The 20,078-nt window shown below is 59.5% G+C and carries 22 protein-coding genes; 11 read left to right on the forward strand and 11 right to left on the reverse strand.

Annotation, left to right across the window (positions count from 1 at the left end; all coding sequences use genetic code 11):
• Window positions 1-41 precede the first annotated feature (41 nt).
• Complete coding sequence (locus E4P32_RS20540; protein ID WP_116435441.1) at window positions 42-665, forward strand: glutathione S-transferase family protein; 624 nt, start codon at window positions 42-44, stop codon at window positions 663-665.
• A 21-nt stretch (window positions 666-686) separates the two neighbouring features.
• Entirely contained in the window at window positions 687-1,115 is a 429-nt protein-coding gene (locus E4P32_RS20545) for a hypothetical protein (protein ID WP_116435442.1), read from the forward strand.
• Between the two features lie 53 nt (window positions 1,116-1,168).
• On the opposite strand, the gene E4P32_RS20550 is transcribed toward E4P32_RS20545, so the two are convergent.
• The 7 genes from E4P32_RS20550 to E4P32_RS20580 all read right to left on the reverse strand — a co-directional run bounded on the left by E4P32_RS20550 (window position 1,169) and on the right by E4P32_RS20580 (window position 9,170).
• Complete coding sequence (locus tag E4P32_RS20550; protein WP_116435443.1) at window positions 1,169-2,380, reverse strand: M20 aminoacylase family protein; 1,212 nt, start codon at window positions 2,378-2,380, stop codon at window positions 1,169-1,171.
• 89 nt (window positions 2,381-2,469) lie between these two features.
• Complete coding sequence (locus E4P32_RS20555; protein WP_116435444.1) at window positions 2,470-3,969, reverse strand: sodium:solute symporter; 1,500 nt, start codon at window positions 3,967-3,969, stop codon at window positions 2,470-2,472.
• 1 nt (window position 3,970) lies between these two features.
• Window positions 3,971-4,180, reverse strand: coding sequence for a DUF3311 domain-containing protein (locus E4P32_RS20560; RefSeq protein WP_116435445.1), 210 nt, complete (start codon window positions 4,178-4,180; stop codon window positions 3,971-3,973).
• 203 nt (window positions 4,181-4,383) lie between these two features.
• Window positions 4,384-5,814, reverse strand: a complete 1,431-nt coding sequence (locus tag E4P32_RS20565) for an NAD-dependent succinate-semialdehyde dehydrogenase (protein WP_116435446.1) — start codon at window positions 5,812-5,814, stop codon at window positions 4,384-4,386.
• A 103-nt stretch (window positions 5,815-5,917) separates the two neighbouring features.
• Window positions 5,918-7,141: an MFS transporter gene (locus tag E4P32_RS20570; protein WP_116435447.1), complete on the reverse strand. Its 1,224-nt coding sequence runs from the start codon at window positions 7,139-7,141 to the stop codon at window positions 5,918-5,920.
• A gap of 40 nt (window positions 7,142-7,181) precedes the next feature.
• Window positions 7,182-7,676: a flavin reductase gene (locus E4P32_RS20575; protein ID WP_116435448.1), complete on the reverse strand. Its 495-nt coding sequence runs from the start codon at window positions 7,674-7,676 to the stop codon at window positions 7,182-7,184.
• A gap of 126 nt (window positions 7,677-7,802) precedes the next feature.
• The gene (locus E4P32_RS20580) at window positions 7,803-9,170 is read right to left on the reverse strand and encodes an LLM class flavin-dependent oxidoreductase (RefSeq protein WP_116435449.1); all 1,368 of its coding nucleotides are present in this window, start codon (window positions 9,168-9,170) and stop codon (window positions 7,803-7,805) included.
• 267 nt (window positions 9,171-9,437) lie between these two features.
• On the opposite strand from E4P32_RS20580, the gene E4P32_RS20585 reads away from it, so the two are divergent.
• The 6 genes from E4P32_RS20585 to E4P32_RS20610 all read left to right on the forward strand — a co-directional run bounded on the left by E4P32_RS20585 (window position 9,438) and on the right by E4P32_RS20610 (window position 14,313).
• Window positions 9,438-10,016: an XRE family transcriptional regulator gene (locus E4P32_RS20585; protein WP_233526700.1), complete on the forward strand. Its 579-nt coding sequence runs from the start codon at window positions 9,438-9,440 to the stop codon at window positions 10,014-10,016.
• A gap of 136 nt (window positions 10,017-10,152) precedes the next feature.
• Window positions 10,153-10,614, forward strand: a complete 462-nt coding sequence (locus E4P32_RS20590) for an Rrf2 family transcriptional regulator (protein ID WP_116435450.1) — start codon at window positions 10,153-10,155, stop codon at window positions 10,612-10,614.
• Complete coding sequence (locus E4P32_RS20595) at window positions 10,611-11,309, forward strand: class I SAM-dependent methyltransferase (protein ID WP_116435451.1); 699 nt, start codon at window positions 10,611-10,613, stop codon at window positions 11,307-11,309. Before E4P32_RS20590 ends, E4P32_RS20595 begins: the two co-directional genes overlap by 4 nt.
• Window positions 11,310-11,441: 132 nt before the next feature.
• Window positions 11,442-12,626, forward strand: coding sequence for a glycerophosphodiester phosphodiesterase family protein (locus tag E4P32_RS20600; RefSeq protein WP_116435452.1), 1,185 nt, complete (start codon window positions 11,442-11,444; stop codon window positions 12,624-12,626).
• Window positions 12,627-12,870: 244 nt separating this feature from the next.
• A complete protein-coding gene (locus E4P32_RS20605) occupies window positions 12,871-13,515 on the forward strand; it encodes a LysE family translocator (RefSeq protein WP_199525667.1) in 645 nt (214 codons plus the stop codon).
• A 141-nt stretch (window positions 13,516-13,656) separates the two neighbouring features.
• The gene (locus E4P32_RS20610) at window positions 13,657-14,313 is read left to right on the forward strand and encodes a DsbA family oxidoreductase (RefSeq protein WP_116435453.1); all 657 of its coding nucleotides are present in this window, start codon (window positions 13,657-13,659) and stop codon (window positions 14,311-14,313) included.
• 96 nt (window positions 14,314-14,409) lie between these two features.
• On the opposite strand, the gene E4P32_RS20615 is transcribed toward E4P32_RS20610, so the two are convergent.
• The 4 genes from E4P32_RS20615 to E4P32_RS20630 all read right to left on the reverse strand — a co-directional run bounded on the left by E4P32_RS20615 (window position 14,410) and on the right by E4P32_RS20630 (window position 18,187).
• The gene (locus E4P32_RS20615; protein WP_116435454.1) at window positions 14,410-15,129 is read right to left on the reverse strand and encodes an anti-sigma factor; all 720 of its coding nucleotides are present in this window, start codon (window positions 15,127-15,129) and stop codon (window positions 14,410-14,412) included.
• Window positions 15,126-15,668 carry a sigma-70 family RNA polymerase sigma factor gene (locus E4P32_RS20620; RefSeq protein WP_233526701.1) on the reverse strand — a complete coding sequence of 181 codons (543 nt, stop codon included), beginning with the start codon at window positions 15,666-15,668 and terminating at the stop codon, window positions 15,126-15,128. Before E4P32_RS20620 ends, E4P32_RS20615 begins: the two co-directional genes overlap by 4 nt.
• Before the next feature lie 196 nt (window positions 15,669-15,864).
• Window positions 15,865-16,431 carry a DUF3455 domain-containing protein gene (locus tag E4P32_RS20625; RefSeq protein ID WP_116435456.1) on the reverse strand — a complete coding sequence of 189 codons (567 nt, stop codon included), beginning with the start codon at window positions 16,429-16,431 and terminating at the stop codon, window positions 15,865-15,867.
• Between the two features lie 247 nt (window positions 16,432-16,678).
• On the reverse strand, window positions 16,679-18,187 hold the full coding sequence (locus E4P32_RS20630) for an FAD-dependent oxidoreductase (RefSeq protein WP_116435457.1): 1,509 nt from the start codon (window positions 18,185-18,187) through the stop codon (window positions 16,679-16,681).
• Between the two features lie 44 nt (window positions 18,188-18,231).
• Here E4P32_RS20630 and E4P32_RS20635 point away from each other — a divergent pair, with 44 nt between their 5' ends.
• From E4P32_RS20635 to E4P32_RS20645, 3 genes are all read left to right on the forward strand, one after another.
• Window positions 18,232-18,714 carry a MarR family winged helix-turn-helix transcriptional regulator gene (locus E4P32_RS20635; RefSeq protein WP_116435458.1) on the forward strand — a complete coding sequence of 161 codons (483 nt, stop codon included), beginning with the start codon at window positions 18,232-18,234 and terminating at the stop codon, window positions 18,712-18,714.
• Between the two features lie 213 nt (window positions 18,715-18,927).
• Complete coding sequence (locus E4P32_RS20640) at window positions 18,928-19,515, forward strand: hypothetical protein (RefSeq protein ID WP_116435459.1); 588 nt, start codon at window positions 18,928-18,930, stop codon at window positions 19,513-19,515.
• Window positions 19,516-19,664: 149 nt separating this feature from the next.
• Window positions 19,665-19,904 carry a hypothetical protein gene (locus E4P32_RS20645; RefSeq protein ID WP_116435460.1) on the forward strand — a complete coding sequence of 80 codons (240 nt, stop codon included), beginning with the start codon at window positions 19,665-19,667 and terminating at the stop codon, window positions 19,902-19,904.
• The last annotated feature ends 174 nt before the right edge of the window (window positions 19,905-20,078 follow it).

Consider the following 20,078-nt stretch of genomic DNA (forward strand, 5'->3'; position numbering starts at 1 on the left):
TGTCTGCGGATCTCCCGTGCATCCAACCTGAAAGCGTCGCCATGATTACCGTCCTTGGAAAAGTTACGTCAATCAACGTCAGAAAAGTGCTCTGGTGCTGTACCGAGCTCGGCTTGCCTTTTCAGCAGGAGAACTGGGGCGGGGATTTTCAAACGACGCAGACGCCGGAGTTTCTGGCGCTGAATCCGCACGGGCTGGTGCCGGTGATTCGCGATGGAGACTTTGTTTTGTGGGAGTCGAATTCCATCCTGCGTTACCTGGCCAACCGCTACGGCGCTGATCCGCTGTATCCGCAGGAGCCGCGGCGGCGGGCGCAGGTGGATCAATGGATGGACTGGCAGGCCTCGGACCTGAACAGTGCATGGCGCTACGCTTTCATGGCACTGGTCAGAAAGTCGCTTGCGCATCAACAGCCAACAGAACTGGCCGCCGCAGTCGCCGGCTGGAATGCGCACATGGGCAGGCTGGACCGCCATCTTGGCGCGACCGGCGCGTACGTCGCCGGCCAGGATTTCACGCTGGCCGACATCACTATCGCCTTGTCCGTCAATCGCTGGCTGTCGACGCCCATGGAGCGGCCGGACTATCCTGCGGTGGCAAGCTACTTCGAACGCCTGCGCGAGCGGCCGGGCTTTGGCGCGCATTGCGACAACGGCGCGCCCTGATTCACTTCGCATCGGAGCAGCATGGATTCCACAATCGAAAATTCGCCGCACCGTCTCGTCGAAATCTTTTTCTACGGCCTGCACATGGATGGCGCTTCGCTACAGACCAAAGGGATTGTCATCCGGCGGCCGCGTCTCGCCAAGATTCACGACTGCAAGGTGATCGTCCGGACGAAAGCCATTTTGTTGCGAGAAAAAGGGGCGACGGCGCACGGCATGCTGTACCAGCTCACGCACGCTGAAATCGATGTCCTGTACAAAAATCAGCTCGACTATCGGGCGGAAGCTTTTGCAGTCGATGACGGCGAGCGCATCGTCAGCGCCATCAGCATGGTGCACATCAATCCGCCGCTGGAGGGCGCGGTCGATCCCGTGTACGCGACAAAACTCCGCAAGATCCTGGAAGAGTCGGGGCTTCCTGCAATCCATTTCACGGGCGACATCCAGTAGACCTTCGGCTGCCGATCCATGAGCCGGCGGAGTAGCCTGCAGGTCGCCCGGGATTATTTCGCGGGCTCGCAGGAAAAGGATTGCGCCAGTCGGACCCAATACTCGACGCCGCCGGCGATGATGTCGTCATTGAAGTCATAGTGCGCGTTGTGCAACTGCTGGCGACTGCCGTTGGCGGCGTTACCGATCAGGATGTAGGTTCCGGGACGCTCTTCGAGCATGAAGCCGAAGTCTTCGGAGGTCATGTTTGCCGGCACGTCCGCGTGCACATTGCCGGCGCCGAAACAGCGCTGCAGAACCCGGCGGCAGAACGCCGTCTCGGCGGGCGTATTGACCGTCGCCGGATAGTATTGGAAAAACTCCAGCGTCGCGCTCGCGCCATGGATGGCGGCAATGCCTTCGGCAATGAGGGCCATCTCTGCCTGCAGTTTTTTCAGCAGCGTCGACGACAAGGTGCGTACCGTGCCGCGCAACTCCGCGCTGTCGGGAATGACATTGTCGGTCATGCCGGCGTTGAACATGCACACCGACACCACGGCCGGTTCGACCGGGCTCTTGTGGCGCGCAACCAGCGTCTGGAACTGCTGGACGATGGCGCAGGCGATCGGAATCGGATCGATGCCAAGATGCGGTTGGGCAGCGTGCGCGCCGCGACCGGTGACAATGATTCTGAAGCGCTGGCCGGCCGCCATGATCGGGCCGACGCGCAATCCGAACTGCCCGGCTGGCAGGTCGGGCCAGTTATGCATGCCGAACACCGCCGCCGTCGGGAATTCCTCGAACAAGCCGTCATCCATCATCTTGCGCGCGCCCGCGCCGCCTTCTTCGCCCGGCTGAAAGACGAAGTGAACGTCGTGCGGCGGGGCCGGCAATGTTTTCATCAGCAACGCGGCGCCCAGCAACATGGTGGTGTGTCCGTCATGGCCGCAGGCGTGCATGCGGCCGTCGCAACTGGAGGCATGCTCGAAGACATTTTTTTCGCTGATCGGCAGGGCGTCCATGTCGGCGCGCAGCACGATACCCGGTCCACTATGCTTACCCGGCAAGGTCGCGACCAGTCCTGTACCGCCCATGCCTTTGCGCACCACATAGCCGGCGTTCTGCAATTCGGCGGCGACCACCTCGGCGGTGCGCAGTTCTTCGAAGCGCAATTCCGGATGCCGGTGCAGGTCGCGCCGGAAGCTGCGCAGGAACGGCAAGTTGGCATTGATCAGGGCGCGCAGCGTCGTCGTATCGGAAAAATTCAGGGCGTCGATGGAAGTCATGGCTAGAAAATTGAAAATGAAAAAAAGGCGGCGAAGCAGGGTGTCTCGATGGAGTCCTTGCCTCGCCGCCGGAGCAGCCGCTACCTCATTCAGGCGATTGAATCGGCCCGCAGCTGATTGCTGTCCTGCTTGGCGCCGGAGCGGGTCGCCGCAGTGACCAGCAACATGGCGATGACGTTCAGCGTCAGCGCAACCACGCCAACATTGGTGTCCTTGAGGAAATCAGGGATGAACGGAATCAGGTCCGAGATCGTCATCTTGGTCACCGACAGGACCGCCACCGTCGCTTCACCCACCAGAATGCCGACGATTGCCCCCGCCTTGCTGACCGGCCGGGACGGCATGATGCTGGCCAGCAGCGCCGGGAACAATTGCGTCACCAGGCTGTACGCCATCAGCAGCAGCGAGACGATGGTTTGTCCGCCCTGCAGGGTGAACCACAATCCCACCAGCATCACCAGCGGCGCCGCCAGCTTGGCGACGCGGCCAATATGGCGGTTGTCTGCTTCGGCGTTGTCGCTAGACTTGCGAATGGCGCGATAGACATTGTTCGCCAGCAGCGTCGACACCGCCATCAGGATCATCGAGCCGGGAACGATCGCCGTCAGCACGCCGGCTGCGCCGATGATGCCGACCACCCAGGGATCGAAGGTGGCGATCGAGATCTTGAACAGCGCCAGATCAATGTCGGGTCCGGTCAAACCTGGGATCTGCAAGACCGTGGCAAAGCCGACGAAGAAAACGAACAGCAGCATCATCTGGTAGATCGGCAGGGTATAGGCATTGCGGCGCAGACTCTGCTCGCTCTTGGCGGTGAACGACGCCATGAACATATGCGGCCACATGTAGAAACCCAGTGTCGTCAGCAGCACGGTGGACGTCATCCAGACCGCGTTCTTGCCGGTGGCGGGCAAGGCCAGGAAACCGGGTTTGGCAAGTTCGATCGCTTCAAACATCGGCGTGATGCCGCCGTAGTAGTGCCAAGGCAGATACAAGCCAAGGAAGATCGCCACTGCCAGCACCAGGAAATCCTTCAGCACCGAGGTCCAGGCCGAGCCGTGCACGCCGGACACCATGACATAGATCACCGTGACGATCGCACCGATCCAGACGCCTTGCGTGGAACTCAGGCCGGAATACGACGCCACACTGACGATGATGCCAAGGCCTTTGAGCTGCAGCACCAGATAGGGCATGAGGGCGACGACACCCACCAGTGCGACCAGGATGCCGAGCGCCGGGCTGTTGAATTTCTTGGCGAAGAAATCCGGTTGCGATAACAACCGGTGCTGTTTGGCGAAGCGCCAGATCGGCGGCAATATCCAGTACGACAGCACGAAACTCAGGCTGCCGAAGCCCAGCATGTAATACGCCGGACCGCCGACGCCGTAGGCAAAGCCGCTGCCGCCGAGGAACACGAAGGTGGTGTAGATCTCACCCGCCATCAGCAGGAACACCAGGCCGGCGCCGAAGCCGCGACCGGCTACCGTCCACTGTTCCAGGCTCATGTCCTTGCCGCGCTGGGCGCGCACGCCCAGCCACAGGGCCAGCAGCATGGTGCCGAAAATAAGGATCAAGGCAATGTTCATATTATTCTCCCAGCTCGACATAGCCCGGCGCATTGCGCGGATCGAATCGATAGACGATGTACATCACGACTGACGTCATGGCCAGCGACAGCGCCATCCACGACAGCAGGAATGGCAGACCGAACAGAAATGGCGTGACGCGATTGAAGAAAAACGGCCCCAGCATGACCGTTGCTACGGGTACTAAAGCAAGATACCTAACTGCACTCATTGAATCCCCCCTTGAATTGACAATTGACAAATGCAAACGACAACAAGCGTGGCCTGCCGCCCAAATAGCTGAGCTGCAGAAACAGGCGAAGATGAACTGCACGGTTCGCGGGCATGCGGGCGAACAGGGCTGGCGAAGGCGAACGGGCTACATGGGATTTCCTCCGGAGCGAAGTCGGATCGAGATCTGAATAAATTCGTGGATCAGCCCAGCAACTTGTGCGACACCGATTTGACGTGGGTGTAGTGCTCCAGTCCCTCGGTGCCGCCTTCGCGGCCGTAGCCGCTGTCCTTGACGCCGCCGAACGGCGTTTCCGACACCGCCGACACCATGTGGTTGATCGCCAGATTGCCGACCTCGAGTTCGCATGCCAGCCGGTGTGCATGATTGGCTGATTCGGTGAAGGCGTAGCCGGCCAGGCCGAACGGCAAATCGTTGGCCTTGCGGATGGCGTCGTGGATGTCCTCCACCGGCGTGACCAGGCACAGGGGGCCGAATGGTTCTTCGCGCATCGCCAGCGCCGTCACCGGCACGTCGGCCAATACCGTGAACGGGAAGTGATAGCCGGCGCCGGGCAGGCGTTTGCCGCCACAGACTATGCGCGCGCCATGCAGCAGGGCATCGTCGACCATCGCGTCCAGCGCCTGTACGCGGCGAATGTTGGTGACCGGACCGATCTGCACGTCTTCGCGCATGCCGTCGCCGACGCGGATCTTCTCGCCGTAGGCGGCGCATGCTGCAACGAAACGATCGTAGACCGCGCGATGTACAAAAAAGCGTGTCGGCGCAACGCATACCTGGCCGCCGTTGTTAAGCTTGCCTTGCAGCGACACCGTTGCCGCCAGTTCGGGATTGGCGTCTTCACAGACGATCACCGGCGCGTGTCCGCCGAGTTCCATGATGGCGGGCTTCATGTGACGCGCCGCCATCGCCGCCAGGTGCTTGCCGACTGCGGTCGAGCCGGTGAAGGTCACCAGTCGCACCAGCGGATGACAGATCAGGATTTCCGAAATCTGCGCCGGATCGCCGAACACCAGGTTGAGTACACCCGGCGGCAAGCCCGCATCGGTGAAGGCGCGCGCCAGCATCAGGGCGCCGGCAGGCGTTTCTTCCGCCGCCTTGAGGATGATCGAACATCCTGCGGCCAGGGCGCCGCCGACCTTGCGCGCAGGTGAGCTCAGCGGGAAATTCCAGGGAGTAAACGCCGCAACAACGCCGACCGGTTCACGGAATACGGTGTGCCGCATCTCCGGCTCCGCCGGAATCAGGCGCCCGTACAAACGGCGGCCTTCGTTGGCATCCCAGGCGATCAGGTCGCAGCCGCGCAGGACTTCGGCGCGCGCCTGCGCCAGGGTCTTGCCCTGTTCCAGCGTGATGGCTGTGGCAATGCTTTTCACGCGTTCGCGCATCAGGTCGCAGGCGCGCAGCATGATCTCTGCGCGTTTGGCGGGGGCCACGTTCTTCCAGATGTGGAAGCCGGCGTCGGCCGCCTGCAGCGCCAGTTCCAGATGCAGCGGCGTAGCCATCGGCACGCTGCCGATCACGCTTTCATCGGCGGGGTTGATGATCGGCTTGCCGGCGGAGTGGATCCAGTTGCCATTGATCAGGAATTGAATTTCAGGATAATTGTTCATCGCTCGACCTTGTGAAATGACACGCGCTTGCGCACTGCATCTGTTGTTGCATCTGTTGTTGCATCTGTTGCTGAATCTTTTGCTGAAAATTTGTTGCGGACTTCTATTTTTTTCCGTTTGCCAGGCGCATCGCTTCCGGGCGCTGCCGCAGGCGATACATCGCCACGCAACCGAGGGCAGGGCCGATCGCCAGCATGCAAAAGCCGGCGCGCCAACCCATCCACGCCACCACTTCCGGCACCAGGTGGATGCTCGCCAGCGTCAACAGGAAGCCGGCGCAGGTCTGGACGGTCAGCAGCGTGCCGGTCATCGAGGCGTCGCCGAGCTCGGCCACGCTGGCGGAGAACTGCGCCGAATCGGCAATCACCGAGATGCCCCACAGCAGCGCTACCGGCGCCACCAGCCACGGCGTGAAGCCGTAGAGAAAGGCAATCAGCACGGCGCAGGCGGCGCTGGTCGCCATCGCGGCGATGGTCACGGTGGTGCGGCCGCAGCGATCCGCCAGCCAGCCGCCGCCGATCGATCCGCACGCACCGATGGCGACGGCGGCGAAGGTCCACAGGCTGGCGTAATGTTCCGGCCGCGCCATACCAGCCGCTGCAAAACTGGCCGCCAGAAAAGCCGCCAGCCATGCCCACATCGCATAGAGCTCCCACATGTGTCCGAGGTAGCCCAGGTTGGCCAGGCGAATCGCGGGATTGCGCCAGGCTTGCGCCATGTAGTTGAAGTCGATGCGGCTGCCGCGCGTCATGTTCGGTCCCAGCCCGCAGAACAGAATGCCGATGCCCGACAGCGCTGCACAGCCGGCGGCGATCGCATAGATGACGCGCCACTCGATGCCGCCGAGCGCGGCCAGCAAATGCGGGCTGGCAGAGCCGAACGTCAGTCCGCCCACCAGCAAGCCGATCAGCAATCCCATATCGCGTTGCGCCCACGTCACGGCCAGCCGCATGCCGACCGGATACACGCCGGCCATGCACATGCCGGTCAAGAAGCGCAACAGGAAGACGCCGGTTCCGACCGGAGGCATCAGCGCCAGCAGGCCGGTGGCCGCGGCCGCCACCAGCGCCGATGCCATGAAGAGCCGGCGCGGATCGTAGCGGTCCGCCAGCGACAGCAGCGCACTGATCACGGTGCCGACGACAAAGCCGCATTGGACCGAACTGGTCAGCAACGCCTGGTCCAGCGGCGGGATCGATTGTGTGCGCTTGATCATCGAGATGACCGAGGCGGAAGAGAACCAGACCGCCATCGCGCCGATCTCGCACATCAGCAGGATCAGCAACGAGCGCAGCTTGCCGGGCAACGTGGTTGTCATCTCCTTCATGCGGCTTGCGTCCCTGATGTCCGTTGTTGCGGTCATGTGGTCATGCCGCCATGGCGGTCGGCAGGCAGTGGAAGTTGCGGCCGAGGTAGATCAGCGCTTCCTTGCCCTTGTTGCTGCGCGCCGCTTGTACCGAGCAAAAGAACACGCTGTGGGTGCCGACTTCCGAGACCGAATCGATCTTGCAATCGAGCGCGACCAGCGCATCGGTCAATACCGGCGCACCGGTCTCCAGCCGCTCCCATTGCGCCGACAGGAAACGCTCCTTGACGTCGACGCCCTTGCTCGAGAACAGGATCGCCAGTTGCTGCTGGCTGGCCGACAGCACGTTGATGCACAAGGCGCCGTTCTCTTTGAAGATGGCGTTATTGCGGCTGTCGCGATTGATGCACAGCATCAGGGTCGGTGGTTCGTCGGTGACGCTGCACACGGCGGAAACGGTGCAGCCGGCCAGCCCGGCAACGCCGTCGCTGGTGATGACATTGACGGCGGCGCCGAAGCTGGACATGGCGTCGCGGAACAGATTTTTATCGATCATGGCGGACTTTCGTCGAGGATGTAGCGGATTGCGCAACCGATTCAAGGCAAGCGCTCCCCCTCGGCTCGCCATGGCGGGCGTGCCGATGCTGCAGCTATGAGGGGAGGGGGGCCGGCCCGAGCCGTATTACGGCGTTGGCTTGATACGGTATTGATCGGCGCTGTGGCTGGCAGGCAAACGCGCCGTGCCGAACAGTTTCTCGCGCAATGCTCCCTGCTTGTAGGCGGTCTTGTAGACGCCGCGCTCTTGCAGGATGGGCACCACCAGTTCGATGATGTCGTCGAAGCATTCCGGCACCACGGTGCGCGACAGGTTGAAGCCATCCACGCCGGCTTGCTCGGACCAGTCCATCAGGACGTCCGCCACTTGTTCGGCCGAACCGACCAGCGGCGCCTGGCGGCTGCCGAGCGTCATTTGTTCCAGCAGTTTGCGTTTGGTCCATTGCGGGCCGGCGCTGCGGGTCATGGCTTCGACGTTGGAGACGATGGCCTGGCTCTTGCCGGTTTCGATCGGTTCATCCATGTCGTATTTGGCGAAGTCGATGCCCATCGACGCCGCGGCATGCACCAGCGCCGCTTCGGAGCTGACGTAGCGTTGGTACTCGGCGAATTTTTCCTTGGCCTGGGCTTCGGTTGCGGCGGTAATGATGGTGGCGCCGAGGAATACCTTGATGTCGTTGGCGGCGCGGCCCAGTGCGACGGCCTGCGCGCGGATATCGTCAACGATGTTCTTGACGCCGTCCTTGCTCTGGCCGTTGACGAACACGCATTCGGCGTGGGTCGCGGCAAACTGGCGACCGCGTGTGGAAGAACCGGCCTGGTACAGCACTGGTGTGCGTTGCGGCGACGGTTCCGAGAGGTGCATCGCGTCGACCTGGTACTGGCGTCCACGATGGTGGATGACGTGTACTTTGGCCGGATCGGCATAGAAGCCGTCCGCGCGATTGACCTGCACGGCGCCGTCTTCCCAGCTGCCTTCCCACAACTTGTAAACCAATTCCATGTATTCGTCGGCCAGGTCGTAGCGGTCATCGTGCGCCATCTGTCCCGACAGGCCGATGGCGCGCGCTGCGCTGTCCAGATAGCCGGTCACGATGTTCCAGCCGACCCGTCCGCCGGTCAGGTGGTCCAGCGTCGACATGCGGCGCGCGAACAGGAAGGGCGACTCATACACCAGGTTACTGGTCACTCCGAAACCGAGATGCGTGGTGACGCCGGCCATTGCCGGAATCAGCATGGTCGGATCGTTGACCGGGACCTGCACGGCGCCGCGGATGGCGGCGTCCGGGTTGCCGGCGTAGACGTCGTAGACGCCGACCACGTCGGCGAAGAAGATGCCGTCGAATAATCCTTTTTCCAGTTTGCGGGCGTACTCCATCCAGTAATGGATATCGCGGTAATCGGCCGAACGGTCGCGCGGATGGCGCCACAAACCTTGCTGGATGTGGCCGACGCAATTCATGTCGAACGCATTGAAATGGATTTCTCTGGACATTCTGTCTCCTCGGTAGCTGATCTTTGTTGCGGCAAACGATGCGGCTCAGCAGCTTTGTTTTTGATCGGCATTGCAGCTGATTCGCGTTTTTCTGTCGTTTACTATATTGGACAAAAATACACTATGCAAGAATATTCTTCATATTTTTTAGATTAATCCGGCGTGCCCCGTATTGATCCGGATCAAGCGCCGCCGTGGTGCGCAGGTTTCCCCGGCAAGGTGCAGCGGGTATAATCGGCAGCTTATCGACACCGACATTTCATCCGCTTGAATACCTCTCACGCCCTCATCGCAGAAGACCCCACCCAGGCCATCTCCACGCGCATCAAGATCGAACGCGGCAGCAGGGGCTGGTCTCTCGCCGAACTGTCCGAGCGTTCCGGCGTATCGAAAGCGATGATCAGCAAGATCGAACGCGGCGAGGCCAGTCCTACCGCGACCGTGCTGGGGCGTTTGTCGGGCGCCTTCGGGCTGGCGTTGTCGATGCTGCTGTCGCTGGCGGAGCAGAACGGCAACCGCCTGAATCAGCATGCGCAGCAAAACCTCTGGACCGATCCGGAGACCGGCTACACGCGCCGCACCTTGTCGCCGCCCGCCGGCGGTATGCTGGAGTTGTTGGAGATCGTGCTGCCGGCCAAGGTCAGTGTTCCTTATCCCGCCAGCGCGTTTACCTTTCAGCACGAACAAATCCTGATGCTTGAGGGACGACTGCAGTTTCGCGAAGGCGAGCAGGAGCATCAACTCAATCCGGGCGATTGCCTCCAGCTCGGGCCGCCGATGGATTGCGTCTTCACGAATCCCGGCAGCAAGCCTTGCCGGTATCTGATTGCGCTGGTGCGCCGCTAAACGTTTTCAGGCGCCGACAATCAGATCCGAAGGGGGAGCCGGCAGGCTCTCTTTTTTTTGCTTCAGCAGGATCACTTCGCTGGAAGGAAACCGACCAAGGTTGACTTTCCCGGTTTCATGTAATAAATTGAGTTACATGAAAAAAGACAGCCGACTATCCGGCGTGCTGCATGTGCTGCTGCACCTCGCCGAACATCAGTCCGAACATCATTCGCCCATGACTTCAGAATCGCTGGCAAAGGCGATGGACACCAATCCGGTGGTGATCCGGCGCATCATGGCCGGCCTGCGGGAGCAGGGCTACGTCAGTTCGGAAAAGGGGCACGGCGGCGGTTGGACGCTGACCTGCGACCTGGCGCAGATCAGCTTGCGCGACGTCTATGTCGCGCTGGGAAGTCCCTCGCTGCTGGCCATCGGCAGCAGGACCGAAGCGCCGGCCTGCCTGGTGGAACAGGCAGTCAACGCCGCCCTGAACAAGACATTTGAAGAAGCCGAGCAACTGCTGGTGTCACGTTTCGGCGAAGTGACCCTGGCGATGCTGAGCGCGGATTTCCATCAGCGATTCGAGAAGACGCGCAAGAAAGCAGGCAAGCCATGAACGACGAAAAACTCCAGGCCACCTTCAACCAGCAAGCCGCCTCCGCCTATGACAGCCAGTGGGCCAGGCTGGCGCCGTTTCGCGACGGGTTGCACTTGCTGGTGGCCGCGGTCTTGGCAGAGTTACCCGTCGATGCCCGCATCCTTTGCGTGGGCGCCGGCACCGGCGCGGAGATACTGTCTCTGGCGGAAAAATTCCCGGGCTGGCACTTCACCGCCGTCGAACCGTCCGCGCCGATGCTCGACGTCTTTCGTCGCAAGGCGCAGGAGCAGGGCATTGCTTCCCGCTGTACGTTCCATGAGGGTTATCTGGATTCGCTGCCGCAGGGTGAGCCCTTCGATGCCGCCACCTCGCTGCTGGTGTCGCACTTCATTCTGCAGCCAGATGAGCGTGTCGGCTTCTTCGGCGGCATCCGCCAACGGCTGCGCCCGGACGGCATCCTGATCAATTCGGATCTGACTTCCGATACGGAGGCGCCGCACTACGGTGGGTTGCTGGAAGTCTGGATGCGCACCATGGCCGGCGCCGATCTCAGTCAGGAAAAGCAGGAGCAGATGCGAGCGGCATATCGTCGCGACGTTGCCATTCTGGCGCCGGAGAAGATCGCCAGGATAATCGTGTCCGGCGGATTCGATACGCCCGTGCAGTTTTATCAATGCGGGTTGATTCACGGCTGGTTTGCCAGGGCGGCATAGGCGAGACCGGACGAGCGTACATGGACGTCATGCCAAGGTCACATAAATGCGTTCTACTTTTCCGCAGGCAAGATTTCCAGGGAAGCCGCCCGTGACGGGCTTTCCGAAACCCAACGTCGAGAAAGAGAACGCATGAACCGCTTATCCACCGTATCTTCAATTTTCACCATCGCAGCGGCAACTCTGCTCGCAGGTTGCGCTGGGCCGCAAGGCGTTGCAAAGATCAAGACACTGGACGGCAACGCGCCGCTGATCATCGGCCACCGTGGTTTGCCCGGTTTGTATCCGGAAGAAATCATCGCCGGCTATCAGGCAGCCATCGCCGCCGGCACCGACGCGCTGGAAATGGATCTGATGTCCTCCAGCGACGGTGTGCTGTTCGTTTGCCACAATCCCTTCCTGGGCGACACTACCGACGTCGCCGATCATCCCGAATTCGCCTCGCGCAAAAAGGCGCGCACCGTCGACGGCGTGGCAGTGCCGCCGGACTGGTACATCAGCGACTTCACCGCAGCCGAGCTGAAGACCTTGCGCGTCAAACAACCGGTCGCCGGTCGCAGCCATCAATACGACGGCAAATATCCGTTGGCGACATTCCAGGAAGTCATCGACCTGGCCAAGGCCACGCGCGCGGCGAATCCCGCCAGCAAGCTGCTGGTCTATCCGGAAACCAAGAACCCGATCTTCCAGCGCCTGCTGGGCGTGCCGCTGGAAGAAAAGCTGCTTGCCATGATCAATGCAGAAGGCTGGAACAGTTTTGATGCGCCCATCATCGTGCAATCCTTCGAGCCGGAGAGTCTGAAGATGATGCGCCGTCTCGGCCTCAAGACCCGCGCGGTGCAATTGATGGACGGCGACGGCATCAACTTCAAGACCGGCGCGCTGACCTACAACTCGCCTGACACCGCCAAGCCTTACTCATGGCTGCAACACGGCGACCCGCGCACCTTCGCCGCGATGGCGACGCCGGAAGGTCTGGCCGAGATCAAGACCTATGCCGACGGCATCGGCCCGTGGAAGGTGTACATCATTTCGGCACAAGGCGTGGATGCTGCCGGCAACCCGGTCAAGATGCTGAGTCAGGCATCGAACATGGCGCCGACTTCCCTGGTGGCCGACGCGCACCGGCTCGGCCTGTTCGTGCATCCGTTCACCTTCCGCGACGAAGCGGCGCGCCTGACCGACACCTACAAGGGCGATCCGAAGGCGGAGTACAAGGCATTCTTCGATGCCGGCGTGGATGGCGTGTTTACCGATTTCAGCGGCACCGGGAGGGTAGCGCTGGAGGAGTGGCTGAAGGCGAGGAACGTGAAATAAGCATTGAAAAAAGGAGCCTCCGGGCTCCTTTTTTCATGCTGACACCGGCCCGAAAAAATGGACTGGACTTGCGCTGCCATGTCGCCGGTTCGAGGCGTCTACAATCGGGCAGGAGAGTGCAGGTCTTCCCGATTTGCTATAAATTCGGCGTTGCATCCGCCTGCTCAAGTCAGGCAGACGATATGTCCCAAGTTGATTCGTTGAATCAACGCTCTGACCAGACCAATCAACCAGCGACCTCGCCATGCCATCACTTCATCTGTTCCTGCTCTACATTTCAGCCAGCCTGATGCTCAATCTGACACCCGGTCCCGATATGGCGCTGACGCTGACGCGGGGCATGACGCAAGGCTTCAGGGTTGCATGGTTGAGCGTACTGGGTACCTTCGCCGCCGGCTTCATTCAGATACCGCTGGTCGTGTTCGGGCTGGCCGGAATCTTCCGTGAGTCTCCCATGTTGTTCGAACTGGTGAAAATCGCCGGAGCACTCTACCTGGTCTACCTTGGGTTGCGGGCAATACGACGTTCCATTCGTGGAAGCGAGACTATCGGGACGGCTAATCCCGATGGAGACCGTGGCGTGTTTTGGCAAGGGCTGTTCACCAACTTGTTGAACCCGAAAGTGTTCATCTTCCTGGTGGCATTCCTGCCGCAGTTTGTTGATCCGGACATCGGACCGATCTGGCAGCAAATGCTGGTGCTGGCGGTGAGCTCAAAAATCCTCGGCCTGCTGAATGGAACATGTTTTGCGTATGGCGCATCGAGAATTCGTGTCTGGCTCAGCAGGAACTTGTGGTTCCTGCGTCTTCAGGACAGTCTTCTCGGCGTCGCCATGCTGGGGATTGCGGGATATCTGGTGTTCAATCGTGCGCCGGGCGGGCGTGGTTGACTGGTCAATATTGTCAGTAGTTGCGATTGGCCGGAATTGGCCATCCTCTGATGGCGTTTGCGCATCCGATTTAAAATATCTTCGTCCATTAACGTCCATTAACGGCACCTGCCGACAGGTGCCATGCCATGAGGTATTGCCATGAACAAGGCTTTGAAAATTGATTTTGTGTCCGACGTTGTCTGCCCATGGTGCGCGATCGGGCTGGCGGGTCTCAATACCGCCATTGAACGTCTCGGTCCGGAGACGCACGTCGACTTCACCGTGCACCCGTTCGAACTCAATCCCGGTATGCCCCCAGCCGGGCAGGAGCAACTGGAACACATCACCGAAAAATACGGCATCAGCGCCGACCAGGCGCGCATCAACCGCGAGCAGATCCGGGCCAGGGCGGCCTCCGTCGGTTTCATCATGAACCGCGACGACGCCAGCCGCGTGTACAACACCTTCGACGCGCATCGCCTGCTTGCCTGGGCGAAAGAGAAGAATGCGCAAGCGGCGCTCAAACTGGTGCTGCTTGAAGCCTATTTCACCGACGGCAAAAACATCGGGGACAGGGAGGTGCTGGCGGAACTTGCCGGCCAAGCCGGTCTGGATGGCGCCGAGGCAAGCGCAGTACTGGCGTCGGATCAGTTTGCGCAGGAAGTGAAGGAAGAGGAAGCGTTGTGGGCCCAGCGCGGCATCTCCAGCGTACCGGCAGTCATCGTGAATGATCGCTACCTGATCTCGGGCGGCCAGCCGCCGGAAGTATTTGAAGAGCAGTTGCGGCAGATTCTGGCAAGCGACGAGCAGGAGTGACAGTAGCCATCGTACGTGCATGTGACCTTGAAAAGAGTCGCTGAGTACAATTGCTGACGAGGGTCATCGCCAGCTTTTTGGAAAGCGCAAATGCCTTCAGGACGAGACGATCTGGATTGCCCGGCCGATATACAAGATCGGACCGGTCGGCTTGCCGGTCGAAGAGCCTGCGCTGGGTTCAAGCGTGATCTCGAACAGTTGGTTGGGCTGCAAGGCCGGCAGTTGACTCAGACCGATGCGTTGCGACTGGCCCGCTTTGACAATGCCAAGAGAAACCGGTCCCTTCCAATTGTCGCCCTTGGTCCAGAATTGAAATGCTTTCTGGTCGGGCGGCGGGTTGCTGGTCAGTGGGATCAAATCCAGTTGCTGGTGACTGTTCGTTTGTACTATCCAGCCAGGCGACTTGTCCTGCGGCGCGACCAGCACCACCATGAATTGAGGTGCGCGCGCGGATGGCGTCTCGCTCGCCGTCAGCACCATCACCGCCACCAGTAATGAAGAACCGGCAAGGCTCGCGGCAGCTGTCCAGCGCCAGAAATTCAAACTGTTCCACCATGCGCGCCAGCCGCCCAGTTTTCTGACAGCGGCGGGCGTGAACAAGCTGCGTTCGATTCGTGGCCACAATCCGGCGCTTGGCTGCTGCGGCTCAGCAAGCGCGGTGAGTGGATGCAAGCGATGCTCCCAGGCATCCACTTCCTGGCGCAGTCGCAGATCGACCAGCAAGCGATGCTCGACTTCCTGACGACGCGCCGTAGTCAATGTGCCGAGGACATATTCGCCCGCCAACGATTGCAGTTCAGCGTCCGATTCATTCATGTCATACACTCCCGTAACGCAGCAAGGCCGCGTTTGATCCAGGCCTTGACGGATCCCAAGGGGGCCTTGAGTCGTTCAGCAATCTCGCTGTGCGAGCAGCCATCTACATAAGCATAGACAATGCTTATGCGCTTTTTTTCGTCAAGAAGAGTCAAGCATTGGTCCAGCTTTCCCAGGGACGCGTGCAAGTCAATTGAGCAACTGACCGAACTGTCGTCATCTCCCCCGTCCGAAGCAATATCTTCGACCGCCACCTCACTGAGGTTGTCACGCTGCGCAGCGCGCACCGTGTCAAGCGCCTGGTGCCGCACCACCGAATACATCCAGCCCTTTGCGGAACCCCGTTCAGGATCGAAGCTGCCCGCGCGCGTCCAGATGCTGACGAAGGCATCATGCAGAACATCTTCAGCCAACGTTCGTTGTCGGACGATGCGCAGCGCTACTCCCAGCAGATAGCGACTTTCTTCAGCGTACAGACGCGCCAATGCCCGACGATCGCCGGCAGCACACGCCAGAAGCGCGGATTGATGGTCAAACAATGAAGTGTCGTATGGCACGTTGATAAGGGATGTCTGCAGTGAGCGCTTCGGTGAGTGCTTGATAGAGAAGATGAGCCAAGAGTAAGAATGCTTCCGGATTATAGCAACGCCATCGGGGCGGCTTGGCAAGGCGTGACCTGCCTGGCATAGAAGAGGGATGCCTGGCAGGTCACGCCTTATTTGTCTCGATGAAAACTCAGGATGCCTTCCAGAAGATGTAGTCAGCCTGGTAGCGCACATTCTGCTTTGCGCCGGTCTTGGTGCTGTCGCATTGCATCGCAGGCGCAATGCCGCCGACGGTGGCAACGCGTTGTATGTAAGTGACGCCAGTCATCGCGCCGCTGCCGCTGGCTGGATTTGCTTTCACGAGCTGATGAGGGATGTTGCCGGCGCCGTTCGGCGCCACGGCGACTTGTGCGCCGGTGATCTTGGATCCATCCTTGCTCTCCCAAGTGGCTGGCGGCCCAAAGTATTTGCCGACTTGCATACCGTTACGGTCATTCAGAACGGCGTCCGGCCCGATGAATACCCATTCGTACTGTCCGGCCGCATCTTTCTTGGGGCGGCATTCGTAGGTGATCTCACCGACGCCAACGGTCTGCATGGAAACGCTGTTGCCCGCAGGGACCTTGACACTGTCCGGAAGCTTGTCCTGGGAATACATGGGAGACATGGGGGCGCATGCGGACAACACACCCGCGACGATAGCGACTGCGGAAAGGCGGGCGGCAGGCGCCGAAGAGCGCAAGAACAGACAATGCATGGTGAACTCCTTGAGTAGTAAATCGTATCAGCCAGTCGGTCTGATACTTGTACTACGTTCGAGCGCGTGCTTTGGATGCAGTCTCATGAAGATATTTTTCTGGATGCCAGTCGGAATTGACCATCTCACAATCAATTTTTCAAAATCAATTCATGCTTCCGGAGTCTTGCGAAGGCGGCCTTCTCGGTCATGGCAAAGCGCTGCGAGCCGGTTGTCCAAAAGGCAGCAGTCGGCCAGAATCAGACGCCTATTCCACCCTGTGCAGCGATACGCCAGCACGCTGCAAGTAGTTCTTCAGTAGCGCCAGATCGTCGGATCCTACGATCGCACCGATATAACCATCCGGCCGCACCAGCACCCACTCGCCGCGCTCAAGCCCATAGGCATTCTGGAAATGGCCGTCGCTATCCGTCAGATTTCCTCCGGGGCCGAAGAGATGAAGGTGCAAATCCTGAGCTTCCGGGGAGTGCGTGGGTGATACGTGGAATCCGATCAATGTCCAATGCGTGCCGCGAAACAGCTCGAAAAGACGTAACGGCGTACCCGAGAGCGTCGCCACAGGAGCATCCGGCGCGCGGTCACCTGCGCGTAACCCATGCTCGCGCGCAGAGGTTTCCAACGCCAGCGATGAGCCCGGATAACCTAGGTCGAGTTGCTGCACTTCTCTGCCGCGACGCATTTCTCCTCGCCTGGCTTCCTCCAGCAATCTGGTCGACAGACCGAGCATGGATTCCGCGATCGGACGCCGCTCTTCTTCGTAGGTGTCGAGGAGCGTGTCTTCTGCGCCGGCCAGCACGGCGGCCAGTTTCCAGGCGAGATTGTAGGCGTCCTGAACGCTGGTATTGAGGCCCTGGCCGCCAGTCGGCGGGTGGATATGCGCCGCGTCTCCGGCCAGCAGGATGCGGCCGACGCGATATCGTTGCGCCAGTCTCGCATGCATCTGGAATGCCGACACCCAGTGGACAGCGACAATCGTGATATCCGCGCGGCCGGTACGTTCCAGCACCATGCTTGTCAAACCTTCGGCCGAGAGGTCGGGCTCTTCGTCGCCTGCCAACGCCGCCTGCAATTGAAATAGCTCGGTTCCGGCCAGCGGGCACAAGGAGATTTGTCGCTCCTGCGCACCGCCACTGAAGCGATGCCAGACATCCCGGCTCAGGCCGTGCAAGGACACATCCGCGACCACCGCTCTCATGCCCAGTGTCTTGCCGGGGAAGTCGATCTCCAGCAGATTGCGGACAAAGCTGCGTCCGCCATCGGCTGCAACGACATAGCGTGCTCGCAACACTTGTTCCCCGCGTGTGCCGGTGATCCGTGCGTTGACGCTTTGCTCTTGCTGTTCCAGTCCAATCAGTTCGCAGCCGAATTCGACTTGATGCCCAAGTTCGTCAAGCCTGGTCCGCATCGCCGCTTCGGTCAGAAACTGCGGCGCCATCCAGGGCATCAAATAGGGCTCGGAAGGCGTCGGCGGCCGTTGCTCGGCTGTCGGCGAGTCGCGCCAGCTGCCGTCATCCTGGTACTCGCGCTGCGGTGGATAGGGGCCGCCTGCGTCCAGGATTTCCTCAAGGATGCCCAAGTCCTCGAAGATCTCCAGCGTGCGGGGTTGCAGGCCTTTTCCTCGCGAGCCGTGAAAAGCGGCTTCCATTTTTTCGATGATGCGGAAAGAGACGCCTCGTTGCGCCAGGACAAGCGCCAGCGTCAGTCCGGTCGGGCCTGCTCCGCAGATCAATACATCGGTTTCATTGTTCATCAGCATCGTCGGCCTCATAAGTGTAATATGCACATAGTTTAGGAGAGTGTATGTCAATAAATAAAAATGTGCAAGATACACATATATCGTCGCAACTCAAGGTTTTGCATGGGTCGCTGATCAGTATCGCCAGTGCGATGAATCGGCCTCAGCGAGATGAGGCGATGATCAAAGAGGCCGGTATTCCTCTGGATCGGGCGCTATTTCCGCTGCTCGTCGGGATAGAAAAGCTGGGGCCCATCGGCGTGGTGGAGATCGCAGATCGCGTCGGACGCGACTACACGACCGTCAGTCGCCAGGTCTCGAAGTTGGAAGAACTGGGATTGGTGCACAGAGAAAGCAGCGCCGCCGATCGCCGAATCCGCATGGCATCGGTGACTGCCAAGGGAAAGGGAATGACCGATCTGGTCGACGCCGCCCGCGAACGCATGGGCAGAAAGATTTTCGCATCCTGGGAGCAGACCGAGATGGATGATCTGGTGCGTCTCATACGGAAGTTTGCGGATGCTTTGGATAGGCTTGATGAGTCATGATGGGGGTGTGCAATCGGGGCCGACGGTGTCTTCTCAGGCGATCATCTCCAACTGATTGCATACGCTCAAAAAATGTCAGACTATTTCGACCGGGAAGAAAGAAAACATCGAATCTGAAATACCTGTTTTCAGTCGGAAGAAAACACATCAAAAATACTATCGGATTCCGCGCGGAGAAGACGCTTTGCGGGGAGCAATCAATATCGGAAAGATATGCGAATCGAGATTTTTCGCCAGGCATGTTGCGCAGCAGATGACCAATCCGGCAAACTTGAAACAGTCTACGAGGTAAATAGCGGCACCACGCTAGAAGCTCTGATACAGAAAATCTGCCTGTCGGATTTCCTGCAATATTCATCGACCAGCGACCGATTGAGTGTCGAGGTCGAAGGTCGAAAGCTTGCGGAGATTGACGCATCTGGCGACACGATATGGAGTCCGGACGTCTCGCCGAGCACACCGGTGGGGCTTGCTATTGGTCGTAGAGGATTGCATTTTGTTTTCCGATCGAGCGTCGGCAACGCGGACAAAGCCCCGAGCAAGCCCTTGCCGCCAGAAAATTCAAGTAGTTACCAGATTGGCGCAACGATGCTTGATCGCCGCATGTACGGCGGAATCGGATCCGTTCTAGGGTTGGGCGTTGCCATGACATTACTCAATACGGTCTTCGAGAGTTTCTATTTCGACCGCATGGAAAAGGGGCTCATCTGCCTTTTTTGCATCGTTGCAGGATCGATCGCGGGACGGATAGTCGTTTGGATGAAATGGCGGGCCTGTAAGTTGCATATGGAAAGACCGTAGTCGGCCGGTAGCAGACCTATCCAATTTAAGAAAAGATAGCTAAGCCTGCAATAAATTGGTCGGTACTACCGCAACTCAAGTTGTTTTACGGACTGTACGAAAGACGCAATTGACACTTGCTTAAATGCGTATTTCAAAAAGGATGAAAAATGATTTTTATTAAGGATGGAAATTTGATTCGAGGAGTGCGAATTTTCTTGATTCTTGCAGGCATAGGAGCGATTTATATTGCTGTTCGATTTGTTACGCCCCCATCAGCATTGGGAATCATGTTAATTTTTATAGGAATAGTTTTGACCGCAATTGGTGGCTATGCAAGCCGAGCAGCTATGTTGGGCCTCAAGCCTTTCGGTAGTAGTTATCAAAAGGCTCGGAAGAGCTACGATTAAAAAAGACGAACAAAAAGGAATGAAAAAATGTCCGGTGAGAGCACAAATATTTGCCCTAAATGCCTCTCCAGCATTCATGTACGTGCCAAGAAAATATTAATTGGGAAGGCTAGCCCCAAATCCCTCTTCGGAGAAGAACGAGCAGGGTATCAACGCAAAGACCAACTTGCCGTG

Source organism: Herbaspirillum sp. 3R11 (assembly GCF_004563925.1).
Classification (GTDB): Bacteria; Pseudomonadota; Gammaproteobacteria; order Burkholderiales; family Burkholderiaceae_D; genus Herbaspirillum.